This is a genomic window from uncultured Roseovarius sp., assembly GCF_947489715.1.
Lineage (GTDB): Bacteria > Pseudomonadota > Alphaproteobacteria > Rhodobacterales > Rhodobacteraceae > Roseovarius.
Map to the genome: position 1 here is coordinate 18,961 of NZ_CANLER010000001.1, position 23,451 is coordinate 42,411.

At 56.2% G+C, this 23,451-nt stretch carries 22 protein-coding genes; 12 read left to right on the top strand and 10 right to left on the bottom strand.

What is annotated here, in order from left to right; genetic code table 11:
• From tolR to folD, 11 genes are all read left to right on the top strand, one after another.
• Positions 1-474, top strand: a complete 474-nt coding sequence (gene tolR, locus Q1B27_RS00105; protein ID WP_299841824.1) for a protein TolR — start codon at positions 1-3, stop codon at positions 472-474.
• 9 nt (positions 475-483) lie between these two features.
• Positions 484-1,593 carry an energy transducer TonB gene (locus Q1B27_RS00110; RefSeq protein WP_299841827.1) on the top strand — a complete coding sequence of 370 codons (1,110 nt, stop codon included), beginning with the start codon at positions 484-486 and terminating at the stop codon, positions 1,591-1,593.
• Positions 1,590-2,915, top strand: a complete 1,326-nt coding sequence (gene tolB / locus Q1B27_RS00115) for a Tol-Pal system beta propeller repeat protein TolB (protein ID WP_299841830.1) — start codon at positions 1,590-1,592, stop codon at positions 2,913-2,915. Before Q1B27_RS00110 ends, tolB begins: the two co-directional genes overlap by 4 nt.
• Positions 2,916-2,995: 80 nt before the next feature.
• Positions 2,996-3,511 (top strand): peptidoglycan-associated lipoprotein Pal, encoded by a 516-nt coding sequence (gene pal, locus Q1B27_RS00120; protein ID WP_299841833.1) that lies wholly within the window; start codon positions 2,996-2,998, stop codon positions 3,509-3,511.
• 14 nt (positions 3,512-3,525) lie between these two features.
• A complete protein-coding gene (ybgF, locus tag Q1B27_RS00125) occupies positions 3,526-4,353 on the top strand; it encodes a tol-pal system protein YbgF (protein ID WP_299841836.1) in 828 nt (275 codons plus the stop codon).
• Positions 4,350-5,609, top strand: a complete 1,260-nt coding sequence (gene tilS / locus Q1B27_RS00130; protein ID WP_367181310.1) for a tRNA lysidine(34) synthetase TilS — start codon at positions 4,350-4,352, stop codon at positions 5,607-5,609. Before ybgF ends, tilS begins: the two co-directional genes overlap by 4 nt.
• 101 nt (positions 5,610-5,710) lie before the next feature.
• A complete protein-coding gene (ftsH, locus tag Q1B27_RS00135; RefSeq protein ID WP_299841839.1) occupies positions 5,711-7,630 on the top strand; it encodes an ATP-dependent zinc metalloprotease FtsH in 1,920 nt (639 codons plus the stop codon).
• A 101-nt stretch (positions 7,631-7,731) separates the two neighbouring features.
• Positions 7,732-8,412: a methyltransferase domain-containing protein gene (locus tag Q1B27_RS00140; RefSeq protein ID WP_299844801.1), complete on the top strand. Its 681-nt coding sequence runs from the start codon at positions 7,732-7,734 to the stop codon at positions 8,410-8,412.
• A gap of 104 nt (positions 8,413-8,516) precedes the next feature.
• Positions 8,517-9,122, top strand: coding sequence for an MOSC domain-containing protein (locus Q1B27_RS00145; RefSeq protein WP_299841842.1), 606 nt, complete (start codon positions 8,517-8,519; stop codon positions 9,120-9,122).
• 180 nt (positions 9,123-9,302) lie between these two features.
• A complete protein-coding gene (locus Q1B27_RS00150; RefSeq protein ID WP_299841845.1) occupies positions 9,303-10,979 on the top strand; it encodes a formate--tetrahydrofolate ligase in 1,677 nt (558 codons plus the stop codon).
• A gap of 86 nt (positions 10,980-11,065) precedes the next feature.
• Positions 11,066-11,956: a bifunctional methylenetetrahydrofolate dehydrogenase/methenyltetrahydrofolate cyclohydrolase FolD gene (gene folD / locus Q1B27_RS00155; protein ID WP_299841847.1), complete on the top strand. Its 891-nt coding sequence runs from the start codon at positions 11,066-11,068 to the stop codon at positions 11,954-11,956.
• A 51-nt stretch (positions 11,957-12,007) separates the two neighbouring features.
• Here the strand turns inward: folD and Q1B27_RS00160 are convergent, their stop codons facing one another.
• Entirely contained in the window at positions 12,008-12,430 is a 423-nt protein-coding gene (locus Q1B27_RS00160; protein ID WP_299841850.1) for a PaaI family thioesterase, read from the bottom strand.
• Here Q1B27_RS00160 and Q1B27_RS00165 point away from each other — a divergent pair.
• Positions 12,401-13,375 carry a LytTR family DNA-binding domain-containing protein gene (locus Q1B27_RS00165; RefSeq protein WP_299841853.1) on the top strand — a complete coding sequence of 325 codons (975 nt, stop codon included), beginning with the start codon at positions 12,401-12,403 and terminating at the stop codon, positions 13,373-13,375. The genes Q1B27_RS00160 and Q1B27_RS00165 overlap by 30 nt on opposite strands.
• Here the strand turns inward: Q1B27_RS00165 and pdeM are convergent.
• The 9 genes from pdeM to Q1B27_RS00210 all read right to left on the bottom strand — a co-directional run bounded on the left by pdeM (position 13,372) and on the right by Q1B27_RS00210 (position 23,443).
• Positions 13,372-14,034, bottom strand: a complete 663-nt coding sequence (gene pdeM, locus Q1B27_RS00170) for a ligase-associated DNA damage response endonuclease PdeM (protein WP_299841856.1) — start codon at positions 14,032-14,034, stop codon at positions 13,372-13,374. The genes Q1B27_RS00165 and pdeM overlap by 4 nt on opposite strands.
• 40 nt (positions 14,035-14,074) lie before the next feature.
• On the bottom strand, positions 14,075-16,489 hold the full coding sequence (locus tag Q1B27_RS00175) for a ligase-associated DNA damage response DEXH box helicase (protein WP_299841859.1): 2,415 nt from the start codon (positions 16,487-16,489) through the stop codon (positions 14,075-14,077).
• 100 nt (positions 16,490-16,589) lie between these two features.
• A complete protein-coding gene (locus Q1B27_RS00180) occupies positions 16,590-17,900 on the bottom strand; it encodes an ATPase (RefSeq protein WP_299841862.1) in 1,311 nt (436 codons plus the stop codon).
• Positions 17,901-18,060: 160 nt separating this feature from the next.
• Positions 18,061-18,561, bottom strand: coding sequence for a prepilin peptidase (locus Q1B27_RS00185; protein WP_299841865.1), 501 nt, complete (start codon positions 18,559-18,561; stop codon positions 18,061-18,063).
• Positions 18,562-18,586: 25 nt separating this feature from the next.
• Complete coding sequence (locus Q1B27_RS00190; RefSeq protein WP_299841868.1) at positions 18,587-19,435, bottom strand: tetratricopeptide repeat protein; 849 nt, start codon at positions 19,433-19,435, stop codon at positions 18,587-18,589.
• A gap of 30 nt (positions 19,436-19,465) precedes the next feature.
• Positions 19,466-20,014, bottom strand: coding sequence for a tetratricopeptide repeat protein (locus Q1B27_RS00195; RefSeq protein WP_299841871.1), 549 nt, complete (start codon positions 20,012-20,014; stop codon positions 19,466-19,468).
• Between the two features lie 12 nt (positions 20,015-20,026).
• A complete protein-coding gene (locus Q1B27_RS00200) occupies positions 20,027-21,004 on the bottom strand; it encodes a type II secretion system F family protein (RefSeq protein WP_299841874.1) in 978 nt (325 codons plus the stop codon).
• A 13-nt stretch (positions 21,005-21,017) separates the two neighbouring features.
• Positions 21,018-21,986, bottom strand: coding sequence for a type II secretion system F family protein (locus Q1B27_RS00205; protein ID WP_299841877.1), 969 nt, complete (start codon positions 21,984-21,986; stop codon positions 21,018-21,020).
• Positions 21,987-21,991: 5 nt separating this feature from the next.
• Positions 21,992-23,443: an ATPase, T2SS/T4P/T4SS family gene (locus Q1B27_RS00210; protein ID WP_299841880.1), complete on the bottom strand. Its 1,452-nt coding sequence runs from the start codon at positions 23,441-23,443 to the stop codon at positions 21,992-21,994.
• Positions 23,444-23,451: the final 8 nt, after the last annotated feature.

Consider the following 23,451-nt stretch of genomic DNA (forward strand, 5'->3'; position numbering starts at 1 on the left):
ATGGCGGGTGGCGTAATCCAGAAAACCGGAGATGGCGGGCGCAGGCGGCGGGGTCGGGGGCGGTCTCGTCCGATGTCCGAGATCAACGTGACGCCCTTTGTCGACGTGATGCTGGTGCTATTGATCATCTTCATGGTGGCAGCACCGCTGATGACCGTCGGCGTGCCGGTGGAACTGCCCAAGACCGCCGCCGCCGCCCTGCCGGGCGAGCAGGAGGAACCCTTGACCGTGACCGTCACCGCCGAGGGGGTGGTGATGATCCAGACCACCGAGGTCAACCGCGAGGAACTGGTGGCGAAGCTGCTGGCCATAGCCGCCGAACGCGACAGTACGCGGATTTACCTGCGGGCCGATGGCGCGGTGCCTTATGCGGATGTCGTTCAAGTGATGGGTGCGCTTAATCGTGGCGGGTTCAACGATATCGGGTTGGTGACGGATACCGGCGGTCCGACGCTGGACGGCCGGGACGGCTGACGCAGAGAGATGAATACCGGGCAGATCATATCCGGGGCGGGGCATCTGGCTCTGATCGGCTGGGCCTTGCTGGGGGGCGTGTTCAAATCCGAACCGCTGCCCTTTGAGGTGACCGAGGTAACGGCGATTTCCGGGGAGGAATACGCCGCCCTGATCGCCCCGCAGGAGGCCCCCGAGACCGCGATGGACGTGACCACGCCCGAGGCCCCGGAGGTCGAGGACACGGCGCCTGATCTGGGGTCCGAGGCCGATGCCTCGCCCGAGGTCAGCCAGCCCGATGTGGCCGAGACGACCTCGCCCGATGAAAGCCCGGAGGTGACCGAGGTCATGCCCCCCGCCGAGGCGGAGGTGAGCGATGAAGCGCCCGAGCTGACGCCGCCGTCGGAAGATGTTGCCGTGATGGTGCCGGAGCCGGCTGAGAAACCCAAGCCGCGCCCGGTCGAGCGGGTGGCGCCGGAGCCGGTGGCGCAGCCCGAGCCCGATACCCAAGTTGATGATGTCGCCCAGCCCGAAACCGTGCCGGACGAGACCTCCGAGACCCCGCGTGAGGAAACCGACGCCACCGCGCCCGAAGAGGCCGCGACCGAAATCGTGACGGAGGCAGACGAACCTGAACAGGCCGCCCCTAGCACATCGCGGCGTCCGAAATCACGCCCGCCACGTTCGGAACCGGTAGAAACAGTTGACACCGCACAAGAAGAGCCAGCGCCCCAAGAGCCTAAGACCGATAACAGTTCGGTCAATGATGCGCTGGCCGAAGCCTTGGGCGGGGGCGGTACGGGGGCTGCGGCGCCCAGCGGGCCACCCATGACCCGCGGCGAGAAGGATGCCCTGCGCGTGGCGGTCAAACAGTGCTGGAACGTGGGCAGCCTGAGCACCGATGCGTTGCAGGTCACGGTGGTGGTGACCGTCAAAATGGGTGAGGATGGCAAGCCTATCTCGGTCAATCAGCTAAGTGCTACGGGTGGGTCGGGCGCTGCCGTGAACAAAGCCTACGAAGCAGCGCGCCGGGCCGTCTTGCGTTGTGGTGCCAAAGGTTTTGATTTGCCACGCGACAAATACGATCACTGGCGTGATATTGAAATGACGTTTAATCCGGAGAAAATGAGGATCAAATGATGAAACAGTTTCTGACCCTCCTGATGGCCCTTGCGATATGGGCTGGACCGCTGAGCGCACAAAGCACAGGGCCACTTCGGATCGAGATTGATGAGGGGGTGATAGAACCCTTGCCCTACGCGGTGCCGGATTTCGTCTCGGAGAATGGCGCGGGGGCTGAATTTGGCCGCAACCTGGCCCGGGTTATCGCGGCGGATCTGAGCGGTACGGGCCTGTTTCGCGAACTCCCACAAGAGGCGTTCATCAGCCAGATCACCAGCTTTGCCAGTCCGGTACAGTTTGCCGATTGGAAGGCAATCAATGCGCAGGCGCTGATCACCGGGTCAGTCAGCGTGGATGCGCAGGGCAAGCTGGTGGTGCGTTTTCGGGTCTACGACGTGTTCGCCGGGCAGGAACTGGGGCAGGGGCAACAACTGGTCGGTACCCAGGAAGGCTGGCGCCGGATGGCCCACAAGATCGCTGATCAGGTGTATAGCCGGATCACCGGTGAAGGCGGGTATTTCGACAGCCGGGTAGTTTTCGTTTCAGAAACCGGCCCCAAGGACCAACGCGCCAAGCGGTTGGCGATCATGGACTATGACGGGGCTAATCTGAAATACCTGACCGACAGTTCGGCCATTGTGCTGGCACCGCGCTTTTCGCCCACGGGTGACCGCATTCTTTACACCAGCTACGAAACCGGCGAGCCGCGTATCTATGTGTTGGACATCGCCAGTGTTGGCCGCCGCGTGCTGGAAAGCCAGGCAGGCACGATGAGTTTTGCGCCCCGTTTCGGCCCGGATGGGCAGACTGTGGTTTATTCACAATCGCAAGGGGGTAACACTGACCTATTCGCGATGAATATCGGAACTGGCGCCAGTAACCGGCTGACCAGCGCTCCCTCGATCGAGACTGCGCCCAGTTTCAGCCCCGATGGCAGCCAGATCGTTTTCGAAAGTGACCGGTCGGGAACGCCGCAACTATATATTATGCCTGCCAGCGGTGGAGAACCGCGGCGGATCAGCTTTGGTCAGGGGCGGTACGGTACACCGGTTTGGTCGCCACGCGGTGATTTGGTGGCCTTTACCAAGCAATCGAAGGGGCGGTTTCATATCGGTGTGATGCGAACCGATGGCAGTGAAGAACGTTTGCTTACAGCGTCGTTTTTAGATGAAGGGCCGACATGGGCCCCGAACGGTCGGGTGATTATGTTTACCCGTGAAACCCAGGGCGCAGCAGGCAAGGCAAGTCTCTACTCCGTCGATATCAGTGGCCGGAACCTGAAGCCGGTTATGACGGATAGCGGGGCCAGTGATCCGGCCTGGTCGCCGCTGCAAAACTAGGAATATCACGCGCGTTTTCATGCCGTGCGGGCTGTGGTAGAAGACATAAGGGCAATGAAACAAATGAATGGGGCAGAGCAATGACCTATCTGAGCAAGACGATAATACTGTGCGCCGGTCTGGCGCTGACGGCCTGTACCAATGCGGACAGGTTTGGTGGTGCTGGCGCTGATGGTGCCGGTGGTGCTGGCAGCGGGGCCTATGCCGAAGGCAGCGCGCAAGATCCCAGATCGCCGCTTTATTTCCAGCAAACGGTCGGTGACCGGGTGCTGTTCGTGGTCGATCAGTCGACACTTTCACCCGAGGCGCAGACCACCTTGGACGGTCAAGCGCAGTGGCTGATGGCGAACCCCGAATTCAATGCCACGATCGAAGGCCATGCCGACGAGCAGGGAACGCGTGAATACAACGTTGCGCTTGGTGCGCGTCGGTCGAACTCGGTTCAGGAATACCTGGTCAGCCGGGGCGTGGCTGCGAACCGGTTGAAGGTCGTGAGCTTTGGCAAGGAGCGCCCGATCGAGATTTGCAGTGAAGAAGCCTGTTATGCCAAGAACCGTCGGGCGGTGACCGTTGTTTCGGTCGTGCCTGTGAGCTAAGCGCGGAGGAAAATATGCGCCGATTTGTTGCTGTTCTGGCCTTGGTGGCCGTTGTTTGCCCTGCCGGGGCGTGGGCGCAGAATGATGAGACCCTGGCGGATATCCGTCAGGAATTGTCGATTCTATACGTGGAAATTCAGCGGCTTAAGCGAGAGTTGAGCACCACTGGCGCGACCGGCGACGCGACTGTCGGCGGTTCGGCCTTGGACCGGCTGGGCGCGATTGAAAGCGAATTGCAGCGTCTGACCTCAAAAACCGAGCAACTGGAGTTTCGTATCGACAAGGTGGTGACCGATGGCACCAACCGTGTGGGTGATCTTGAATTCCGCCTGTGCGAGTTGGAAAGCGGTTGCGATGTCGCAACGCTGGAACCCGGCAGCACGCTGGGTGGGATTGCACTCTCTACCAACACGGGCACTGACGCAACGCTTGATCCGGTCGAGGATGGACCGGAACTGGCTGTGGGTGAAAAGGCTGATTTCGACGCGGCAGAGGCGGCGATGACTTCTGGCAACTATGCCGATGCTGCTGCGCGTTTTGAGGCGTTTCAACAGGCCTATCCGGGCAGTCCTTTGTCTGACAAGGTGGGGCTGATGCGCGGCGAGGCGCTTGAAAAATCTGGCGATCTGAAACAGGCGGGCCGCGCGTATCTTGATCTCTTCAGCACCAATGAGGCCGGACCGGCCGCGCCCGAAGCACTTTACCGCGTGGGTTCAATTCTGGGTCAGCTTGGGCAGAACGATCAGGCCTGCGTGACCTTGGGCGAAGTTGGTGTGCGGTTTCCGCAGGATGCAGCGGTCGCTCAGGCCCAAACGAAGATGGCGCAACTGGGCTGTCAGTGAATTCCGGACCCAACAAGCTGTTATGCCAGCGGATTGCTGGCGAGTTTTTACCGAATCCTCCGAAGCAATTGGGTGTAGCGGTCTCGGGCGGAAGCGATTCGCTGGCCCTGATGTATCTTTTGCGGGTCTGGGCCGATCACGGTGGCCCCAAATTGCACGCTGTGACGGTCGATCATGGGTTGCGCGTGGAATCAGCAGAGGAAGCGCGCCAGGTGGCCGAACACGCCGCCCGGTTGGGGATCAGCCATGATTGCCTGATCTGGGAAGGTTGGGATGGTCGTGGCAATCTGCCGGATCAGGCGCGCCGTGCGCGGTACCGGCTGATGCAGAACTGGGCGCAAGAGCGCGGAATTACCCATGTCGCTTTGGGTCATACGGCGGATGATCAGGCTGAGACTTTTCTGATGCGTTTGGCGCGCGAAGCGGGTGTTGACGGGTTGTCGGCGATGTCGGCAACACGCCGCCTTGGGAAGGTAGTCTTTTGCCGCCCGGCGCTGCGCCTGACCCGCGAAGAACTGCGGGATGAATTACGCAAGCGCGACGTGCGCTGGATTGATGATCCGACCAACGACGATGATGCTTATGAACGGGTGCGCGTTCGAAAAGCCCTCAAATTGTTGGCACCTCTGGGGATCTCGGCAAGCACCTTGGCGGCAGTGTCCCGCCACATGTCCGAAGTACGCGGCACGCTTTATTGGTATGTTTTTCTGGCTGCGCGCGAGATGGTGAGTTTCCAGGCGGGGGATTTGTTGATTGCGCGCAAGGAATTTCGGGTGCTGCAGCGCGAAGTCTCGCGCCGATTGATGCAATCCGCCCTGAGATGGGTCAGTAACGCCGAATATTCGCCACGAGGGCGGGCGATGGAACTGTTGATGGAATCCATTCGGGGCGGAACGGGCATGACCTTGCACGGTTGCCAGGTGATGGTTGAGCCTGATCATTTGCGGATCGTCCGGGAACATAAAGCGGTGGCAAATTCACGCGTTTCCGTGGGCGAATTATGGGACGAACGCTGGAAGTTGACGGGTTTGGTCAATGGCCATCAACTGGAGATCGGAGCCCTTGGCCCGGAGGGGCTACGCCAGTGCCCTGATTGGCGGGCGGCAGGGTTGCCGGAGGCATCGCAACTGTCAGGACCAGCGGTTTGGCGTGGTTCGGAGTTGATCGCGGCACCGCTTGCGCAGCTTGAAAATGGCTGGGTGGCGGATATGGTTTGTGACCAAGAAGATTATTTTGCCTCATTATTATCGCAATGAAGTATTATAAAATGACGTTGAAGATCGAGCGATGATCTCTATTTAAGACAGGCAGGCCTTGTGCTAGACGCGGGCGTATCCGAATTCATGGGAGAGTTTCCTTGGGCAACGCGAGAAATATCGCCTTTTGGCTTGTCTTGTTCCTGCTGATCCTGGCGCTGTTCAATTTGTTCAGTGGCTCGGGAAACACGCTGCAAAGCAAGTCGATGAAGTATTCTGAATTCATCACAGCGTTGGAGGGTGGCAATGTCAGCCAAGTGACGCTGGATGGTGAAACTGTCCGCTTCCGCGATTCGGATGGCAAGGAATACGTCACGGTCAAGCCGCAGGATGCGGAAGTCACCCAGCTTCTGATCGAAAAAGGCATTCCGGTTTCCGCCGAAAGCCAGGAGCAATCGGGCTTCCAGACTTTCCTTCTGTCGCTGCTGCCTTTTGCGCTGCTGATCGGGGTGTGGATCTATTTCATGAACCGCATGCAGGGTGGCGGCAAGGGCGGCGCCATGGGGTTTGGCAAGTCCAAGGCGAAGATGCTGACCGAAAAGCAGGGCCGCGTCACCTTTGACGATGTTGCCGGTATCGACGAGGCCAAGGAAGAGCTGCAGGAGATCGTCGAATTCCTGCGTCATCCGCAAAAATTTTCACGTCTGGGCGGGCAGATCCCGAAAGGCGCACTGTTGGTGGGCCCTCCGGGGACCGGTAAGACACTGCTGGCGCGCGCCATCGCCGGCGAGGCCGGTGTGCCGTTCTTCACCATCTCGGGCTCGGATTTCGTGGAAATGTTCGTGGGTGTCGGCGCAAGCCGTGTCCGTGACATGTTCGAACAGGCCAAAAAGAACGCGCCCTGCATCGTCTTTATTGACGAGATTGACGCCGTGGGCCGTCACCGGGGTGCCGGGTATGGCGGTGGCAACGACGAGCGTGAACAGACACTGAACCAATTGCTAGTGGAAATGGACGGTTTTGAGGCCAATGAAGGCGTGATCATCATCGCCGCCACCAACCGCAAGGACGTGCTGGATCCGGCGCTGCTGCGTCCGGGTCGCTTTGACCGGCAGGTCACGGTGCCCAACCCCGATATCAAGGGACGTGAAAAAATTCTGGCTGTGCATGCGCGCAAGACGCCGCTGGGTCCGGATGTAGACTTGCGCATCATTGCCCGCGGTACGCCCGGTTTCTCGGGGGCCGATCTGGCCAACCTGGTGAACGAAGCGGCGCTGACTGCCGCGCGCGTTGGTCGCCGCTTTGTCACGATGGATGACTTCGAGAACGCCAAGGACAAGGTGATGATGGGGGCCGAGCGACGCTCGATGGTGCTGACCGACGAGCAGAAAGAACATACAGCCTATCACGAAGCGGGACACGCTGTTGTGGGGATGGCTTTGGAAAAATGCGACCCCGTTTACAAAGCGACGATCATTCCGCGCGGTGGTGCGTTGGGGATGGTTGTTTCGCTGCCCGAAATTGACCGGCTGAACTGGCATCGTGATCAGTGCGAACAGAACCTTGCCATGACGATGGCGGGCAAGGCGGCTGAAATCAAGAAATGGGGCGAGGACTCAGTCTCAAACGGACCGTCGGGCGATATTCAGCAGGCCAGCGGCCTAGCGCGTGCAATGGTTATGCGTTGGGGTATGTCTGACAAGGTAGGTAATATCGACTATCAGCAGGCGCACGAAGGTTACATGGGTAATTCTGCGGGCGGCTTCTCGATCTCGGCGGCGACAAAAGAGCTGATCGAAGATGAGGTGAAGCGACTGATCGACGAAGCCTATGAGCGTGCCTTCAAAATCCTGACGGAAAAAGAAGAAGAATGGGAGCGTCTGGCCAAGGGTTTGCTGGAATATGAAACGCTGACTGGTGAGCAGATCGTGCGTGTGGTCAAGGGCGAACCTCCGGAAGCAGATGATGATGGGGATGCGGCTGATGACGGCACAGCACCATCGGTTACGGCCATTCCCAAGACCAAGCCCAAATCCCGCCCCGGCGGAGATGGCGGGCTGGAGCCCGAGCCGTCAACGTGAGTGGTACCACCCGATCTTCTGACTGGAACCCCGGTGCTTATGCCCGGTTCCACGACCTGCGCCTAAGGCCCGGTCTCGATCTGCTGAATGCCGTCGGACGGATGGGCGCGGGGGATGTGGTTGATCTGGGCTGCGGTAACGGAGCACTGGGCGAAGCCCTTTCGGCGCGCGCGGCGGGTCGGCAGGTGATTGGTGTGGATGCATCTCCGGCGATGCTGACCAAGGCCCGCCAATCCAAGGGCTATACCAACCTGCAACAAGCCGACATTCGTGATTGGCACCCGCGTAGCGCGCCCGGGCTGATTTTTTCCAATGCTGCGCTGCATTGGGTGGGCGAGCACGAAAAGCTTCTGCCTCGATTGGCGCGGATGTTGGGCAAAGGTGGCACATTGGCAGTGCAGATGCCACACCAGAACAAGTCGCCATCGCATCGTGTCTGGTTGAGCCTTGCCGAAGAAATGTATCCTGATCGGGTTGAAAAGATGGGGACGCCCGGTGTCATGGCACCGGTGAAATACGAAGAGCTTTTGGCGCCGATGGGGCAATTCCGTCTGTGGGAAACAGAATATTTTCAACGTCTTGGTGCCGAAGCAGAAAGTCATCCGGTGCGGCGGTTTACAGAAAGCACCTATGCCCGCCCGGTCCTTGAAGCCCTGAATGCCGAGGAAAAAGCGGATATGATCACCCGATACGAAGAGGTGATGCACGCCGCTTATCCAGTGCGTAAGGATGGTTCAGTCCTTTTCCCATTTCGTCGGATGTTCTTTACCCTGACAGTCTGAGGCCGATTATCTGAAGGGCTGACATCTGCCTTCACAATTTGTCATTTGACGATGGTGACGTTGGCGGGGAAAGTGCGCAGAACTTTGACCCGGAGACCACACAGATGCCTGCACTTTTACCTACAGAATTCGTTGCGAAGATCACTTGGCTGGGGCGAGTTGAAAAGGGCGGTGAAGGTATTCGGTCGGTCCCGCTGGAAGCTGTTGAGGTCACCTATGGCGGGGTTGAGGGTGAGATTCACGCAGGAGTGACGCGCGCGGCCTGTGTAAGGGTGCGAGATCAACATCCGGAAGGTACTGAAATTCGAAATGTAAGGCAGTTCTCGGTGCTATCGGCCGAAGAAATGGCGGCGATCGCTGCGGAAATTGGCGTTGACGCGTTAGAGCCGGAATGGCTGGGTGCCTCGATTGTCATTGAGGGGATTCCGGATTTCAGCCACGTGCCACCTTCGTCGCGCTTGCAGAGTACCGCTGGTACAACATTGGTAGTCGACATGCAGAACCGGCCGTGCATTTACCCGGCCAAGGAGATCGAAAAAGACCGACCCGGGCATGGCAAGGCTTTCAAACCGGCTGCAACAGGCAGGCGTGGAGTGACGGCATGGGTCGAGCGTGAGGGTCCATTGCGAGTTGGGGACGAATTACGTTTGCATATTCCCGATCAGCGGGAGTGGGCGCATTTGGCACCCAATCTGGATCGCGCTGAGTAATCAGCCTTTTCGCTGTATTGCCCTGTATTTTCAGGGGAAGAATGTTTCCGATCAGAAACTTTACCAAAGCTTGCCGACGCAAGAGGTGTGGGATATGTCGGATTTGCATTCTGTATACCACGGAAGACTCGATACACCCGCACAGAGAAATCAGCCCGGCTGCCCAAACGAGGACCAATTATGAGCTATAAATCCGACATCGAGATTGCGCGCGAAGCAACGAAAAAACCGATCCAAGAAATCGGCGACAAGCTGGGAATTCCTACCGAGCACCTGCTGCCCTATGGTCATGACAAGGCGAAGGTTAGCCAAGACTACATCAACTCGGTACAGGGTAACAAAAGCGGCAAGCTGATCCTGGTGACAGCGATCAACCCGACCCCGGCGGGTGAAGGTAAGACGACCACAACGGTGGGGTTGGGCGACGGTCTGAACCGGATCGGCAAAAAGGCGATGATCTGCATTCGCGAAGCGTCGCTTGGTCCTAATTTTGGCATGAAGGGCGGGGCTGCCGGGGGTGGTTACGCGCAGGTCGTTCCGATGGAGGACATGAACCTGCACTTCACCGGAGACTTCCACGCCATCACCAGCGCGCATTCCCTGCTATCAGCGATGATCGACAACCACATCTACTGGGGCAACGAGCTTGAGATCGACGTGCGCCGGGTGCAATGGCGCCGTGTCGTCGACATGAACGACCGCGCGCTGCGCCAGATCAATGTCAGCCTGGGTGGTGTTGCCAATGGCTTCCCGCGCGAAGGCGGGTTCGACATCACCGTGGCATCCGAGGTCATGGCGATCCTGTGCCTGGCCAAAGATCTGGCCGATCTGGAAAAACGTCTGGGCGATATGATCGTGGCTTACCGCCGCGACCGCAGCCCGGTTTTCTGCCGTGATATCAAGGCAGAAGGTGCGATGACTGTATTGCTGAAAGATGCGATGCAGCCTAACCTGGTGCAGACGCTGGAGAACAACCCGGCCTTCGTACATGGCGGCCCGTTCGCCAATATCGCGCATGGCTGCAATTCGGTCACGGCGACCACGACGGCGCTGAAGATTGCCGATTACGTGGTCACCGAAGCCGGTTTCGGAGCCGATCTGGGCGCCGAGAAATTCATGAACATCAAGTGCCGCAAGGCCGGTTTGGCGCCAGATTGTGTGGTGCTGGTGGCAACCGTGCGCGCGATGAAGATGAACGGTGGCGTGGCCAAGGCCGATCTGGGAGAGGAAAACGTTGAAGCTGTCAAGAATGGATGTTCCAATCTGGGCCGCCACATCGGCAACCTGAAATCTTTCGGCGTGCCTGTTGTTGTCGCGGTTAACCATTTTGTGACCGATACCGATGCTGAGGTCGAAGCTGTTCGTGAATATGCGGCAAGCCAGGGTTCAGAGGCGATCGTCAGCCGCCACTGGGAACTGGGAGGTGAAGGTGCCGAGGCATTGGCGCAGCGTGTCGCAGAAGTAGCAGATAGCGGTGTCAGCCAGTTTGCTCCGATCTATCGCGATGACATGCCCTTGATGGACAAGATCGATCGTATTGCCAAGTCAATCTACCGCGCCGATAAAGTGCTTGCCGACAAGAAAATCCGGGATCAGTTGAAGCTGTGGGAAGAACAGGGTTATGGCAATCTGCCGATCTGTATGGCCAAGACGCAGTATAGCTTCTCTACCGACCCCAACCTGCGCGGCGCGCCCACGGGCCATTCGGTTCCGGTACGTGAAGTTCGGCTGAGTGCGGGTGCCGGATTTGTGGTGGTGGTCTGCGGTGAGATCATGACCATGCCGGGCCTGCCGCGGACACCAGCGGCAGAAAATATCCACCTAAACGAAGGCGGTCAAATCGAAGGCCTGTTCTGATTGGTTTGGCTGGGCGACGCTCGACCCTTGCGGTCCATCGCCCCGCGCGCCATCCCGTAGGGTGCATAGACGTAAAGGAAGATGTGATGACGGCGCAGATTATTGACGGCAAAGCCTTTGCTGCAACTGTACGCGAAAAGGTGGCCGGCCACGTTACCCGGTTGAAAGAGGAAAACGGGATCACGCCAGGGCTGGCTGTGGTGTTGGTTGGTGAGGACCCGGCGAGCCAGGTCTATGTCCGTTCCAAGGGCAAACAGACCGTTGAGGTGGGGATGAATTCGTTCGAGCACAAGCTTGATGCGGATACATCCGAGGCCGATCTGCTGGCGCTTGTCGACCAGTTGAATAATGATCCAACAGTGCATGGTATCTTGGTACAGCTGCCATTGCCGAAACATTTGAACGAAGATCTGGTGATCAATTCCATCAGTCCGGAAAAGGACGTAGATGGTTTCCACATTTCGAATGTGGGCCTGCTGGGCACCGGACAGAAAAGCATGGTGCCCTGTACGCCGTTGGGCAGCCTGATGATGCTGCGCGATCATCATGGGTCGCTTAGCGGCTTGGATGCGGTTGTCATCGGTCGCTCGAACATCGTGGGTAAACCAATGGCGCAGTTGTTGCTGGGCGATAGCTGCACCGTGACCATTGCGCATAGCCGTACCAAGGATCTGGCAGATGTGGTGCGCCGCGCCGATATCGTCGTGGCCGCTGTGGGTCGCCCAGAGATGGTGCCAGGCGATTGGATCAAACCTGGTGCTACGGTTATTGATGTGGGCATCAATCGGATTGAGCGCGAAGGTAAGAACGTTCTGGTCGGGGACGTAGATTTTGCCAGTGCCAAAGATGTCGCCGGTGCCATTACGCCAGTGCCTGGTGGGGTGGGTCCGATGACTATTGCCTGTCTGTTGGCAAATACCGTGACGGCGTGCTGTCGTGCCAATGGGTTGTCCGAACCTGAAGGTTTGACAGCATAAAACCACGTCCGTCTTGATCTGTCGGGTCCCGATATCCCATCGGGGCCCTTTTTATGTCGAGCTAATCGGAATCATCGTACCGGTTAGTAAGGCAACGTGAATTTCGCTGCCGTTTTCGACAGCAAAAACATCGGCTTGAACGATTATCAGTCTGCGACCTGGCTTGATGACCCGTCCGCGTGCAATCAGGTATTCGCCTTTTGCAGGGGCTAGAAGATTGATTTTCATTTCAGTTGTCAGCACCTCGTGCTTGTCGGGCATGACCGACAACGCAGCGTAACCGGCAGCACTATCTCCGATTGCGAATGTCAGACCGGCATGAGCAAATCCATGTTGTTGGCGGCTTCCGGGCAGGATAGGCGCGCGAATTTCCACCTTACCCGACTCGACGGTTTCCAACACCGCGCCGAGGGTCTGCATCATCGACTGAGCGGCGAAGCTTTCATGGATGCATATCGAATTCTGGGGGGACATTTTTCGTTTGTTTCCCATTTCTTACGTAACGTTAATCAAGCAACAGTAGGACCCGTAGGGGCTTGTGTGAATAGGCGCTTGGGGGGAAAGTTGACACCAATTACACGTAAAAAGAGTGGATGCGATGACGGCATGCCTTTGAAGTCCCGAATAATCAACAGTTTTTCTGAAACGTTCCGGACACTTCTCTCGCCTTTGACAGTATTCATTTGGCTGGCCTCGATCATTTTGGCCACGATCGCTGGTCCGTTTGAGACATATTTGATTATGGATTGGCCAGCACGGGCGCAATACTGGTTGCTTGTCGTCAGCGTTTCGATCGTGGTCGGGTATGGCGTGCGCGCGACATCATTGGTGTTGATCGGACCGGAAAAACCGCTTTTGCTTGATAGTGTCATGGTGACGCTGATGACATTGGTTTTCACGCCAATCGTATGGCTGATCACTCGAACAGCTCAGATTTCATCCGCTGCGAACCTCCCGACACTGCCAAGCATTGCGGGCTACGTGATGCTATGTACCGCTGTCATTGTTATCGGCCGCAGGGTTACCCCAGGGTTTGAGGCGCGGGAATATGATTTTTTTCCAGAGATAGAAGTTGAACCACCTCAGGAGGATGAACCTGTCGGGCAACCGCGGCTGTTGCGCAGGTTGGCGGTTGAGAACCGGGGCAAAATCCTCAGACTCACGGCGAACGATCACTTTGTTGAGGTCGCAACTGAAAATGGGGCTGAGTCCTTGCGGATGAGGTTGATCGACGCGATCGACGAGATGGAACCGGTGCGTGGATATTGCGTACACCGATCGCACTGGGTGGCACACAAGGCGATCATTCGGGTTGAACGCGAAAGTAATCATAAGATTTTTGTCCTATTGGCGAACAACGACCGCATTCCAGTCAGCCGAAAATACCGGGAAAATGTAGAAGAGGCGGGTTTGATCTAGCGCGGCATCGGTACCGGGCGCGGCACCGGACCGGTGAGGATGGCAAGCGTGTCTGCCTGCATCAGCGATTGAAGCATTGCGCTGTTGCTGCGCAACCCACCGGTATAGGTGCCATAAGCGGGCAGAATTACACGGTCCTTATCCACCAGAAAGACCTTGCGGGTAACGCTACGACCACGCGTCGAAAGGGTAAGCTTTGGGTGATAATGGCCTGATAATTCACCTTTTTCCGCAGGGTCAGCGATATGCTGGAATATAAGAGGCAGGATTTGCAGCCTGGTAAGATGCGTGCCGCCCAGATCAACCGGACCGGGATCATGATTGCCTTCAATCCAGATCCACTTGCGACCCGCTTGCAATTGAGCGATCCACAACCTTTCCGGCTCTGGCAAGGCGGTGGCTGCAGCAAGATCATCAAAACTGTCACCCAGACAAATCACCGTGGTGGCCTTGGTGGTACGCAAGTCATGCTCAAGCCGTGAAAGGGTGTCGCGTGTTTCGTAAGGCGGTAAAACAGCGTCACCTATACGCGCGCGGCGCTCTGACTTTCCAAGATGGAGATCGGAGACGCAAAGTAATTTTTGCGCAGGCCAAAAAAGTGCACCTGAGCCAAGCGCAGTCAGAGTAATATTCGAAAAGGTGAAACAGTACCCGTTCATGGTCTGTTCTTTTTGCGCGCCTAAGTCATAATGGCAAGAGCTAATTTACCAACCCTGCGGCTTGCATGAGGCGTTCGGTTTCCTCTGCCAAAAGGCGTTCCGGTGCCGCGCCGTCAACAGGTGTGCGCCCGGCCTCAAGAAATAACGGCGCGGCTAGGGGAGTGACGCGAGGAAGGCGGCGCAAATCTATCCGTCCTCTAATCCGAGTGATCATCTCTTCGATCCGACCAAAATCGATCAGACCGCGCATCGCTTCTTCTCGGGTGATCTGTAACAACAGGTGGTCGGGGTCATATTTAGCCAAAGTGTCATATAGAATATCCGAGGAGAATGCCGCCTGTCGTCCGGATTTTCGAGCCTGTGGTGTGTTGCGCGTAATCAGCCCGGCGATGGTGGCAGAGGCACGGAATGTGCGTTTCATCATGGTATTTCCGGTAAGCCAGCTATCCAATCCCTGACGCATTGCATCAGGAGTGAACAAGGGCGCTGCATCTGTCAGTGGCTCCAACCCCCAGATCATTGTCGCATAATCGGTCGAAACAAACCCAAGAGGATCCAAATCAAGTTCTTCCATCCGTTTGGATATGATCAGGCCCAATGATTGTTGGGCATTACGTCCAGCGAAACCATAAATTACCGTGTGTTCGCGCCCATCATGAGGGAAACTTTCGATCAACAGGCGACCTTCTTGGGGCAGTTGTGACATCTGGGTTTGAAGATGTAGCCAGTCACGGGTGTGATCTGGAAGGTTGGGCCAATTGTCCAGTGCAAAGAGGCGCAGAATGCGATGACTGAGTTGGGTAGAAGTCGCAAATTTGGTGCCCGAGAACACTGCAACTTTGGGTTTGCGACCTCGGTCGCGACTCACTTCGACCGTCATCTCACGCAGCCCCTCGTAGCGCACGATCTGACCGCCGATCAGGAATGTATCTCCGGGGGTTAGAGAGGCGGCAAAGCCCTCTTCAACTTCGCCCAGTGGCTTACCGCCACGGCTCCGTTTTAGACGTACTTTGAGCTTGTCGCTGTCTTGTATGGTGCCGATATTCATGCGGATCAGTTGTGTTGCGCGGGGGTCGCGTAACTGCCATTTACAGTCTGGCCGTTGTATCAGGCGTTGCCACTGGTCATATGCGCGAAGGGCGTAGCCTCCGGTTGCACAAAATTCGAGACAGTCGTCAAAATGCGTGCGCTCAAGTTCGGCGTAGGCGCCTGACGTGATGATTTCTGCATAAAGTTCATCGGCATCGAACGGCCCGGCACAGGCACGGATCAGGATGTGTTGGCAGAGCACATCTCGTGGGCCGGGCCCACGAGGGTCACCATCCAGATCATGCTCTTTCACCGCTTGAAGAGCCGCGAGGCATTCCACAACTTCAAACCGATTGGCGGGTACTAGTAATGCCTTTGAGGGGGCATTGTAGCGATGGTTTGCGCGTCCGATTCTCTGGACCAGTCGTTTGACGTTTTTTGGCGCTCCGATCTGAATGACCAGATCAACATCGCCCCAATCGATGCCAAGGTCTAGGCTTCCGGTGCAAACGATGGCACGCAATTCGCCGCGCTGCATGGCGCCCTCGACCCGTTCACGCTGAATGCGGTCAAGGCTACCGTGATGGATGCCGATCGGTAAACTGTCAGTATTGGCAAGCCATAGATTATGAAAGAAAATTTCTGCCTGGGCGCGTGTGTTATGGAAGATGAGTGTGGTGTTGTGTTGACGAATTTCATCTAGTACCGACGGGATCGCATAGGCGGCTCCACCCCCGGACCATGGGGGTGGTTCATCGGTTTCAAGCATCGCAATATCCGGATCGGGGCCGGGATCAGCCATTAGGATTTCGCAAAGGTCGGGATGGCAGGCCAGATAGTTGGCAATGGCTGCGGGATCTTCGACCGTGGCCGAAAGGCCAACGCGTCGAAGGTTGGGACACATGGCCTGCAGCCGAGACAGGGCCAGCATCAACTGATCGCCGCGTTTCGATTCCGCCAACGCATGTATCTCATCTATGACAACCCGTTGGAGGCCAGAAAACATCCGCGGCGCGTCTTCGTAAGAGGTGAGCAAGGCGAGACTTTCAGGCGTTGTAAGTAGAATATGGGGGGGATCGGCGCGTTGGCGTTTTTTGCGGTTGGCGGGTGTGTCGCCGGTGCGATCCTCGATCCGAATCGGCAGACCTAATTCTTCGACGGGGGTTCGCAGGTTGCGTTTGATATCCGCAGCCAGTGCTTTGAGAGGGGATATGTATAACGTATGTATCCCGTCGGTATTCCGTCGGTGCGTGGCCAGATCCACGAGGGTTGGTAGAAAACCGGCCAGGGTTTTGCCGCCGCCTGTAGGTGCAATGAGGAGCAGCGTGGCATCACTCGCGCGCACGAGCATCTCAAGCTGATGCGGATGTACCGACCAGCCGCGCGCGGCGAACCATTCCGAAAAGTTCGGGGGGAGCAATGACATGCCGACAGGTTAGGGTGACGACAGTCCAAAGAAAACCCATTAGGATCAGCCTTGATGTCTCGTGGACCAGGGCGTGAACTTGCCGCGCCAGATATCGCCGTCAGTGAACGATTTTTTCCTGTTTTACGAACATGTTAGCCCAGGCCCGGTCTATTAGATCAGGCGTCATCTGGTAAGGTATTCCCTCGAATTCGCAAATCGAGATCATCTGATCAATCAAGAAGATCGGCTGGTAGTTCGCATAGACGTTTTCGATGGTCGGATACTTCTTTTTCAACAAATGCACCAATGCGGACTCTTCCAGCGGCATCTTACGCTTGCGAGCAACCATCGCGAAGATTTTCAAGAAATCCTCCTGATTTGGGCCGTCAATCTTGATCTTGAAGAAAATCCTACGCAGGGCCGCGTTATCAAAAATCTCATTCGGGTGGAAGTTCGTCGAAAAGATTACCAACGTGTCAAAGGGTACTTCGAATTTTTCACCCGATTGAAGCGCAAGAATATCCTTTGATTCCTCCAAGGGAACGATCCAACGGTTGACCAGTGCCTGCGGCGGTTCTGCCTGACGGCCAAGGTCGTCCACGATGAAGATACCGCCGGTGGATTTCAATTGTAGCGGCGCCTGATAGGTGCGTGCGGTGGGGTTATACACCAGATCAAGCATGTTCAAGCTGAGTTCACCACCGGTGATCACGGTTGGGCGCTCGCATTTGACATAGCGGGCGTCAAACGTGCGGCGGCGGCGGAGCGAGTTGGGGTCGTCGGCCTCTTCTTCGGCTTTGGAGTGCACGATCGGGTCGTAGACTGTGATCACCTGCCCTGAATATTCGATGGCGCGGGGAACATAGATTTTGTCGCCCATTGCATCGCGAATGCCATTGGAAATACTGGATTTACCGTTCCCTGGGGGGCCATACATCAGGATCGAACGTCCGGCTCCAACAGCGGGGCCAAGATGGTCTAGCAATTCTTTGGGTAGGATCAGGTGGCCCATTGCACTGGTCAGTTGATCGCGGGTGATCTGGATGTTGCGGATCGATTGGCGTTTGACCTGTTCGCGATAGACTTCAAGCGGAACCGGCATGGCGCCGAAATATTCGGATTGTGCGAGAGCATCCAATGCACGCGCCTTGCCTGCGTCCGTCAGTTGGTATCCCATTTCGCCACCGTTATTGGCGTTAAGCGTGCCGGTCGCCTCAAGCAATTTTTGCCCGCGCGCCTGATCTACCAACTCCTGTGTGACAGCTCGAGGCAAGCAAATCGCCTGAGCCAGATCGGAAACCATATCAATGTTCTTCCGAAACATCGTCTTAATCAGGATGTCGCGCATCATGACGATGGGCAATCGCATATCTTCGAGACTGACAGGAGGCGGCGGTGGCTGGACGCCCGGGGTCACTTGCATATTCATCTGGTTCGGCCTGCAATTGGTTACACGACGATGGCACCGTGCAACATGCGCGGGCACAGGGATGACTATGAAGATGAAAGGTGCAGAAATTGTGGAGATGATTGGGCAAGGGCACGCCAAATTGTGCCTGAAAATTTAGATGTTTTTGAAGGAAATCTCTTTAAGCGCCGTAGGTTACGCCCAAAATCAGATAGATCGCCAATGTGCCACCAAGTGAGAAACCCATCGGGAATTTTTTCTCTCGCGACCAGCTTACCCATCCTGGCGCCAGGTTGCGCAGGGGCGTGTGTTTTGCAATCCGATGCGTTGTATAACCTGCCAGCAAGTTGGCCGCGAAAATCAGGCAAAGCAAGAAAGCATCACCCGGGTCGATGAAGGGAGCCGCGGCGGCGATGAACTTGGCATCACCAGCGCCAACAAGCCCAGCGGCATTGATCACCATTCCTATTACCAGGGCGACCACCATTGTTGCCAACCTCCAGGGGTATTCGGGTAGCGGCAGGGCGATAAATCCGATCACCAAAAACACCACTGCCAGCGTAACAACCGCCTTATTGCGGATCAGCATCAGACTGAGGTCACTCCACGCGACCCAAATGCAGATTGGCAGCACGAAAGGTAGAAACCAAAGCGCCTCGGCGGAGGTAATTTGCAGCGGCATCCAGGATATCCGTCAGGTCAGTTGCTTAGCTCTCTTCAAGTGCCCGAAGGCTGCGAACGGCTGCCTCGAAATGTTGGGGATGCGTGTCGATCGCGTCCCGCAACAGGCCCTTACCAATCGTCGTATCCCCTTGTTTTATAGCGGATAATCCTAACGTGTATAGAAGTTGCGCCCGTTCGACCTGTGTCATCTGCAAGACCGGTAGGGTATATTTCCCTTGTGCTCCACGCGAGAGGATCAGGTTATTTTTGGCTGTAAAGAGCGTCTGGTCCTGCCGGATTGCATCCGAAAAAAGACGTTCGGCTGCAGGGAAATCACCGCGACTGAGTTTCGAGTATCCCCAGTTGTTCATCACGCCTGCGGGCCTTGTTGTTAGCCCAACTGCGATTTCGTAGAAACTGTCGGCTTTTTTCCATTCTTGATTACTGTCTGCGATCATTGCTTCAAGCCGATAACGCTTGAACGTCTCGAAGGTGGGAGGGATCTGATCCAGCGTTTTGTCGGCTTCTTCCCATTCGTTACTTCGGATCAGCGCATCCGCAAGATCTACACGGTCATCATTTGTCGCCTTCTTGTGAGTAACAACTTTCTTCCAGGCTGAAACGCCTTCGGTGCTGCGTTTTGCACGCACAAGCGACTTGGCCAGACCGCGCTGGAGGTCAATCCGATCTGGTTTTTGCGCTACTGCACGTTGGAAATAGGCGACCGCCTCATTCGGGTCCGCAGAACTCAGCATGACATCGTTCAGGTCTGACTCGTCAACAACATTGAGATCCTGAAATGCCCGGTCGACATCCTGTGAGGATTTCTTTTCGCATGCGGAAAGCACAAATGCGCCTGTCACGCATAAAGTAAGGAGGATAGGGTGGCGCATTTTTGCGTCCTTTTACTGTCTCGGCCTCGGTCATGGTAACTTACGGATGACAAAGTCGCTGCTGCCCCGCCGTACCAATTTATAATCCTGTTCTTGAACTTCACCATAAGCGGAATCTTCCGTTTTTGCGAGTGCTAAGCGTAAATTATCGCGAATTGAGTCACTTTCGCCATTATCGAGCGCATAGGCACGGCGAAAAAACTGCTCGGCTTCAGAATTTTTGCCCTGTTCGATCAAAACGACACCCAGATTGTTCCAGATTTCCGGGGACCTCTCGTCCTTCTCAAGGGCTTGTCGAAGCAGATCTTCAGCTTGCCCCAATCGGCCTAGGCCCAGATTGGCGGTGCCAAGCCCGGCCAAAACGTCGGAACTCATACCATGGGTCAATGCAGCGCGTGTAAAGGCATCCAGGGCTAGATCGTATTCACCTGCGGCCATCAGTCTATTGCCAACGATCAGACCGTCCACGGCCTCACCGCTCTTCTTCACGCCCGGTGCGTAGGGATTATCAGGCGAAGATCCCTGACTGCAGGCAGTCAAGGTCAGAAAAATTGCCAGAAGCGCCCCCGTGTGCTTCATGTCGCCTCGTTATTAGTTCACGCCCATTGTGAACAATTTCATGATGCCTAGAATTGACGGGCCAACCAGAATGATCAGCAGTGGTGGAACTGTAAGCATCATCGTGGCCAATGTCATCTTGGTCGGCAGTTTGTTTGCCTTTTCTTCGGCACGCATGACCCGTTTGTCACGCATTTCGCCAGCATAAACTCTAAGGGCATCTGCGATCGACGTACCAAAAGTTTGGGATTGGACCAGAACAGTCACAAAGCTTGAGATATCTGGCACGCCGCACCGTTCCGCCATCTCGTTGAGAACCGAAGGCTTGTCGCGGCCTGCTTTGATCTGGTGTGCAACGATTTCGTATTCTTCGGCCAGCGCGGGATAAGAGGCACGGATTTCACCGGCGACGCGAATGATCGACTGGTCCATTGACTGACCTGCTTCGATACAGACAAGCATCATGTCGAGTGAATCCGGGAAGCCATCGGTGATTTCTTCTTGGCGTTGTTGCTGACGTTTGGTGACCCAATATTTGGGCAGCATGTAGCCAACGCCGCCAGGGCCCAAAATATATAGCAATACTTGCTGGGTGGTCGTTTCCTGTTCCCCTGATTTGAACAACAGGAAATAAATCACGCCAAGGATCAAGAAACCGATACCAAGCGCCATCTGCGCGAAATGAAAGAAGCGGACCGCGTCGCGATGACGATAGCCTGCCTGTACCAGCGTCAGTTTTATCTGGGAATAAGCCTTGGCATCCTGCGGTTCCAGAAAGCTGGCATATTTGTCCAGCTTTTCATTGCGCGACCCGGTTCGAAGGCGTTTCTTTTTCTCGGGCTCTTCGACGACACCTGAACGCGATGCCTTTTTTAGTTTTTCTAAAGGATCCTGCCGCTCTTTCAGCAGCATAGGAATGGTCACAAGGATCATCAGCACACCAAGTGTGCCGACCAGGATCAAAGGTCCAAACGGCCCCAAGGCTTCGATGATCTGAGCAGTGAATTTCATGGTGATTTCCTTCTCAGACCTTGATGTTCACAAGGGCGCGCATGACGAATAGATTAAGAACCAAGAAGGCACCCACCGCCAGACATGCCGGGATGAACCAAGGGTGTTCCATCGCCTCGTCATAATAATCAGGTTTGATCAACTGAATGCCGATAAGGGCCATGATCGGGAAACCCGACAGAAATTTACCTGACCATTTTGCCTCTGCGGTGATGGCTTTTACCCGGCGGAACAGACGGAATCGGGCCCTGATCACCTTGGCCAGACCAGCAAGGATCTCGGCCAAGTTACCACCAGATTGCTGTTGGATCGTCACGGCGACCGCAAGGAAACGCATATCCTGCATGTCCAGCCGTTCGGCCATATCCTTGAGCGCCTCGCCTACGTCGCGGCCATAGGCAGCCTCGTCCGAGATAATACCAAATTCGGTGCCAAGCGGATCGGGTACTTCGCTGGCAACAATTTGAATTGCCGACGAAAACGGATGTCCAACTTTGAGCGAACGAACCATCAATTCGATCGCATCTGGCAATTGTTCTTCTAGCATGGCCATGCGTTTGCCGGCCTTCATGTTAATCCAAGTGAATACACCCCCAACACCCATCGCGACCGAAACCAGCGCACGCACCGGCAGCGATGTAGAGGTGCCGACCGACAGGCCCAGAAACGCCAATACACTGACGCCAATCATCAGCAAGATAAGCTGCTTTGGCGTGAAGGCGATTGCCGCCTTCTGCGCTTTGTTCGACAGGATTGAGTAAAGCGGGATTCGGCGTGCTTTGAGGTGTTGCTGCATTTCCTTGCGCAGCGTCTCCATCACTTCTTCGCGGTTGCCGGTCTTGTCGAGCATTTCCAACCGGCGATTGACCCGATTGTTCAGGCTGATGGAACGGCCGAAAACGGTAAGATAAAGGCCCTCGACGAGGACAAGAACCCCAACGAAGATAAGACCGTAGATAATTGGTTCTGCACTGATGGTCATATCGCTTACTCCGCTGCGATGGGTTCAAAGATGGCCGGTGGCAAATCGTAGCCCCAAAGGCGGAAACGTTCGCTGTAATTGGTACGGACGCCGGTGCCTGTAAAGTGGCCGATAATTTTGTTATCCGAGGTCAGGCCAACCCGCTGGAAGCGGAAGATTTCCTGCATTGAAATCACCTCGCCTTCCATGCCGGTGATTTCCGTGATCGAGGTCATCCGGCGCGAACCGTCTTGCAGGCGGCTGGCCTGCACGATCAGGTTCACCGCCGACGAGATTTGCGAACGCACTGCCTTGAGCGGCATTTCGATCCCAGCCATGGCGACCATGTTTTCCAGACGACTGATGCCATCACGCGGATTGTTGGCGTGGATCGTGGTCATCGAGCCGTCGTGGCCGGTGTTCATGGCCTGCAGCATGTCGATCACTTCCTCGCCGCGCGTCTCACCCACGATGATGCGGTCGGGGCGCATCCGCAGGGCGTTTTTCAGACAGTCACGGGGTGAAACCTCGCCCTTGCCTTCAACGTTGGGCGGGCGGCTTTCCATCCGACCAACATGAATCTGCTGGAGCTGAAGTTCCGCCGTATCCTCGATCGTGAGGATGCGTTCAGCATTGTCGATAAAGCTGGAAAGTGCGTTCAGCGTTGTGGTTTTACCCGAGCCGGTACCGCCCGAGACGATGATGTTCAGGCGCGTGGCCACGGCGGCCTGAAGATAGGCGGCCATTTCCTCGGAAAATGCGCCGAATTTCACCAGATCGTCGATACCCAGTTTGTCTTTTTTGAACTTCCGGATCGAGACCAGGCTGCCATCCACGGCAATTGGTGGAACCATTGCGTTAAAACGTGATCCATCCTGCAAACGAGCGTCAACATAAGGGTTGGATTCGTCGACACGTCGTCCGACTGCCGAAACGATCTTGTCAATAATCCGGAGCAGGTGTTTTTCATCTTTGAAGGTGATGTCGCTGAGTTCCAGCTTGCCCGCACGTTCAACGAAGATTTGTTGTGGCCCGTTGACCAGAATATCGTTGACGGTGTCGTCCTTCAGCAGGGTTTCCAGCGGGCCAAGACCGCGAACCTCGTCATAAAGCTCCTGGGTCAGGATGGCACGATCTTCGCGGTTCAGAACAATACTTTGTTCTTCTAATACTTCACCGGCAATGGCACTGATTTCAGCACGCAGATCCGATTCGGTCGCGGTGTCCAAGGCGGAAAGATTAAGATTATCGAGCAAGGAGCGGTGCAGATCGAGTTTGATTTCTGCCAAGCGTTCCTTGCGTTTACGTTCCTTGTCCGCCGGCGCGGCCTTGCCCGGTTTTACCGGTACAGGACGCCGCAAAGATGCAGCCGCCGATTGCTCGACGGACTTGGTCTTCACTTCCTGTTCTTGCGCCTCGGCGGGTTTAGAGTCCGGTTTAGCGGCACCGGCAGAGGGTTTTTTGTAACGTGAGAACATTCAATAAT

Excerpts from the sequence above, each read along its gene's own strand:
- Q1B27_RS00110 (WP_299841827.1), top strand. The coding sequence starts at position 484 with ATGAATACCGGGCAGATCATATCCGGGGCGGGGCATCTGGCTCTGATC.
- pdeM (WP_299841856.1), bottom strand. The coding sequence starts at position 14,034 with ATGAACGGGTACTGTTTCACCTTTTCGAATATTACTCTGACTGCGCTT.
- ybgF (WP_299841836.1), top strand. The coding sequence starts at position 3,526 with ATGCGCCGATTTGTTGCTGTTCTGGCCTTGGTGGCCGTTGTTTGCCCT.
- Q1B27_RS00205 (WP_299841877.1), bottom strand. The coding sequence starts at position 21,986 with ATGACCATCAGTGCAGAACCAATTATCTACGGTCTTATCTTCGTTGGG.
- Q1B27_RS00200 (WP_299841874.1), bottom strand. The coding sequence starts at position 21,004 with ATGAAATTCACTGCTCAGATCATCGAAGCCTTGGGGCCGTTTGGACCT.
- Q1B27_RS00210 (WP_299841880.1), bottom strand. The coding sequence starts at position 23,443 with ATGTTCTCACGTTACAAAAAACCCTCTGCCGGTGCCGCTAAACCGGAC.
- Q1B27_RS00195 (WP_299841871.1), bottom strand. The coding sequence starts at position 20,014 with ATGAAGCACACGGGGGCGCTTCTGGCAATTTTTCTGACCTTGACTGCC.
- Q1B27_RS00145 (WP_299841842.1), top strand. The coding sequence starts at position 8,517 with ATGCCTGCACTTTTACCTACAGAATTCGTTGCGAAGATCACTTGGCTG.
- Q1B27_RS00160 (WP_299841850.1), bottom strand. The coding sequence starts at position 12,430 with ATGTCCCCCCAGAATTCGATATGCATCCATGAAAGCTTCGCCGCTCAG.
- Q1B27_RS00185 (WP_299841865.1), bottom strand. The coding sequence starts at position 18,561 with ATGCCGCTGCAAATTACCTCCGCCGAGGCGCTTTGGTTTCTACCTTTC.
- Q1B27_RS00180 (WP_299841862.1), bottom strand. The coding sequence starts at position 17,900 with ATGAATATGCAAGTGACCCCGGGCGTCCAGCCACCGCCGCCTCCTGTC.
- Q1B27_RS00165 (WP_299841853.1), top strand. The coding sequence starts at position 12,401 with ATGGATGCATATCGAATTCTGGGGGGACATTTTTCGTTTGTTTCCCAT.
- tolR (WP_299841824.1), top strand. The coding sequence starts at position 1 with ATGGCGGGTGGCGTAATCCAGAAAACCGGAGATGGCGGGCGCAGGCGG.
- Q1B27_RS00175 (WP_299841859.1), bottom strand. The coding sequence starts at position 16,489 with ATGTCATTGCTCCCCCCGAACTTTTCGGAATGGTTCGCCGCGCGCGGC.
- pal (WP_299841833.1), top strand. The coding sequence starts at position 2,996 with ATGACCTATCTGAGCAAGACGATAATACTGTGCGCCGGTCTGGCGCTG.
- Q1B27_RS00150 (WP_299841845.1), top strand. The coding sequence starts at position 9,303 with ATGAGCTATAAATCCGACATCGAGATTGCGCGCGAAGCAACGAAAAAA.
- folD (WP_299841847.1), top strand. The coding sequence starts at position 11,066 with ATGACGGCGCAGATTATTGACGGCAAAGCCTTTGCTGCAACTGTACGC.
- Q1B27_RS00190 (WP_299841868.1), bottom strand. The coding sequence starts at position 19,435 with ATGCGCCACCCTATCCTCCTTACTTTATGCGTGACAGGCGCATTTGTG.
- Q1B27_RS00140 (WP_299844801.1), top strand. The coding sequence starts at position 7,732 with ATGGGCGCGGGGGATGTGGTTGATCTGGGCTGCGGTAACGGAGCACTG.
- tolB (WP_299841830.1), top strand. The coding sequence starts at position 1,590 with ATGATGAAACAGTTTCTGACCCTCCTGATGGCCCTTGCGATATGGGCT.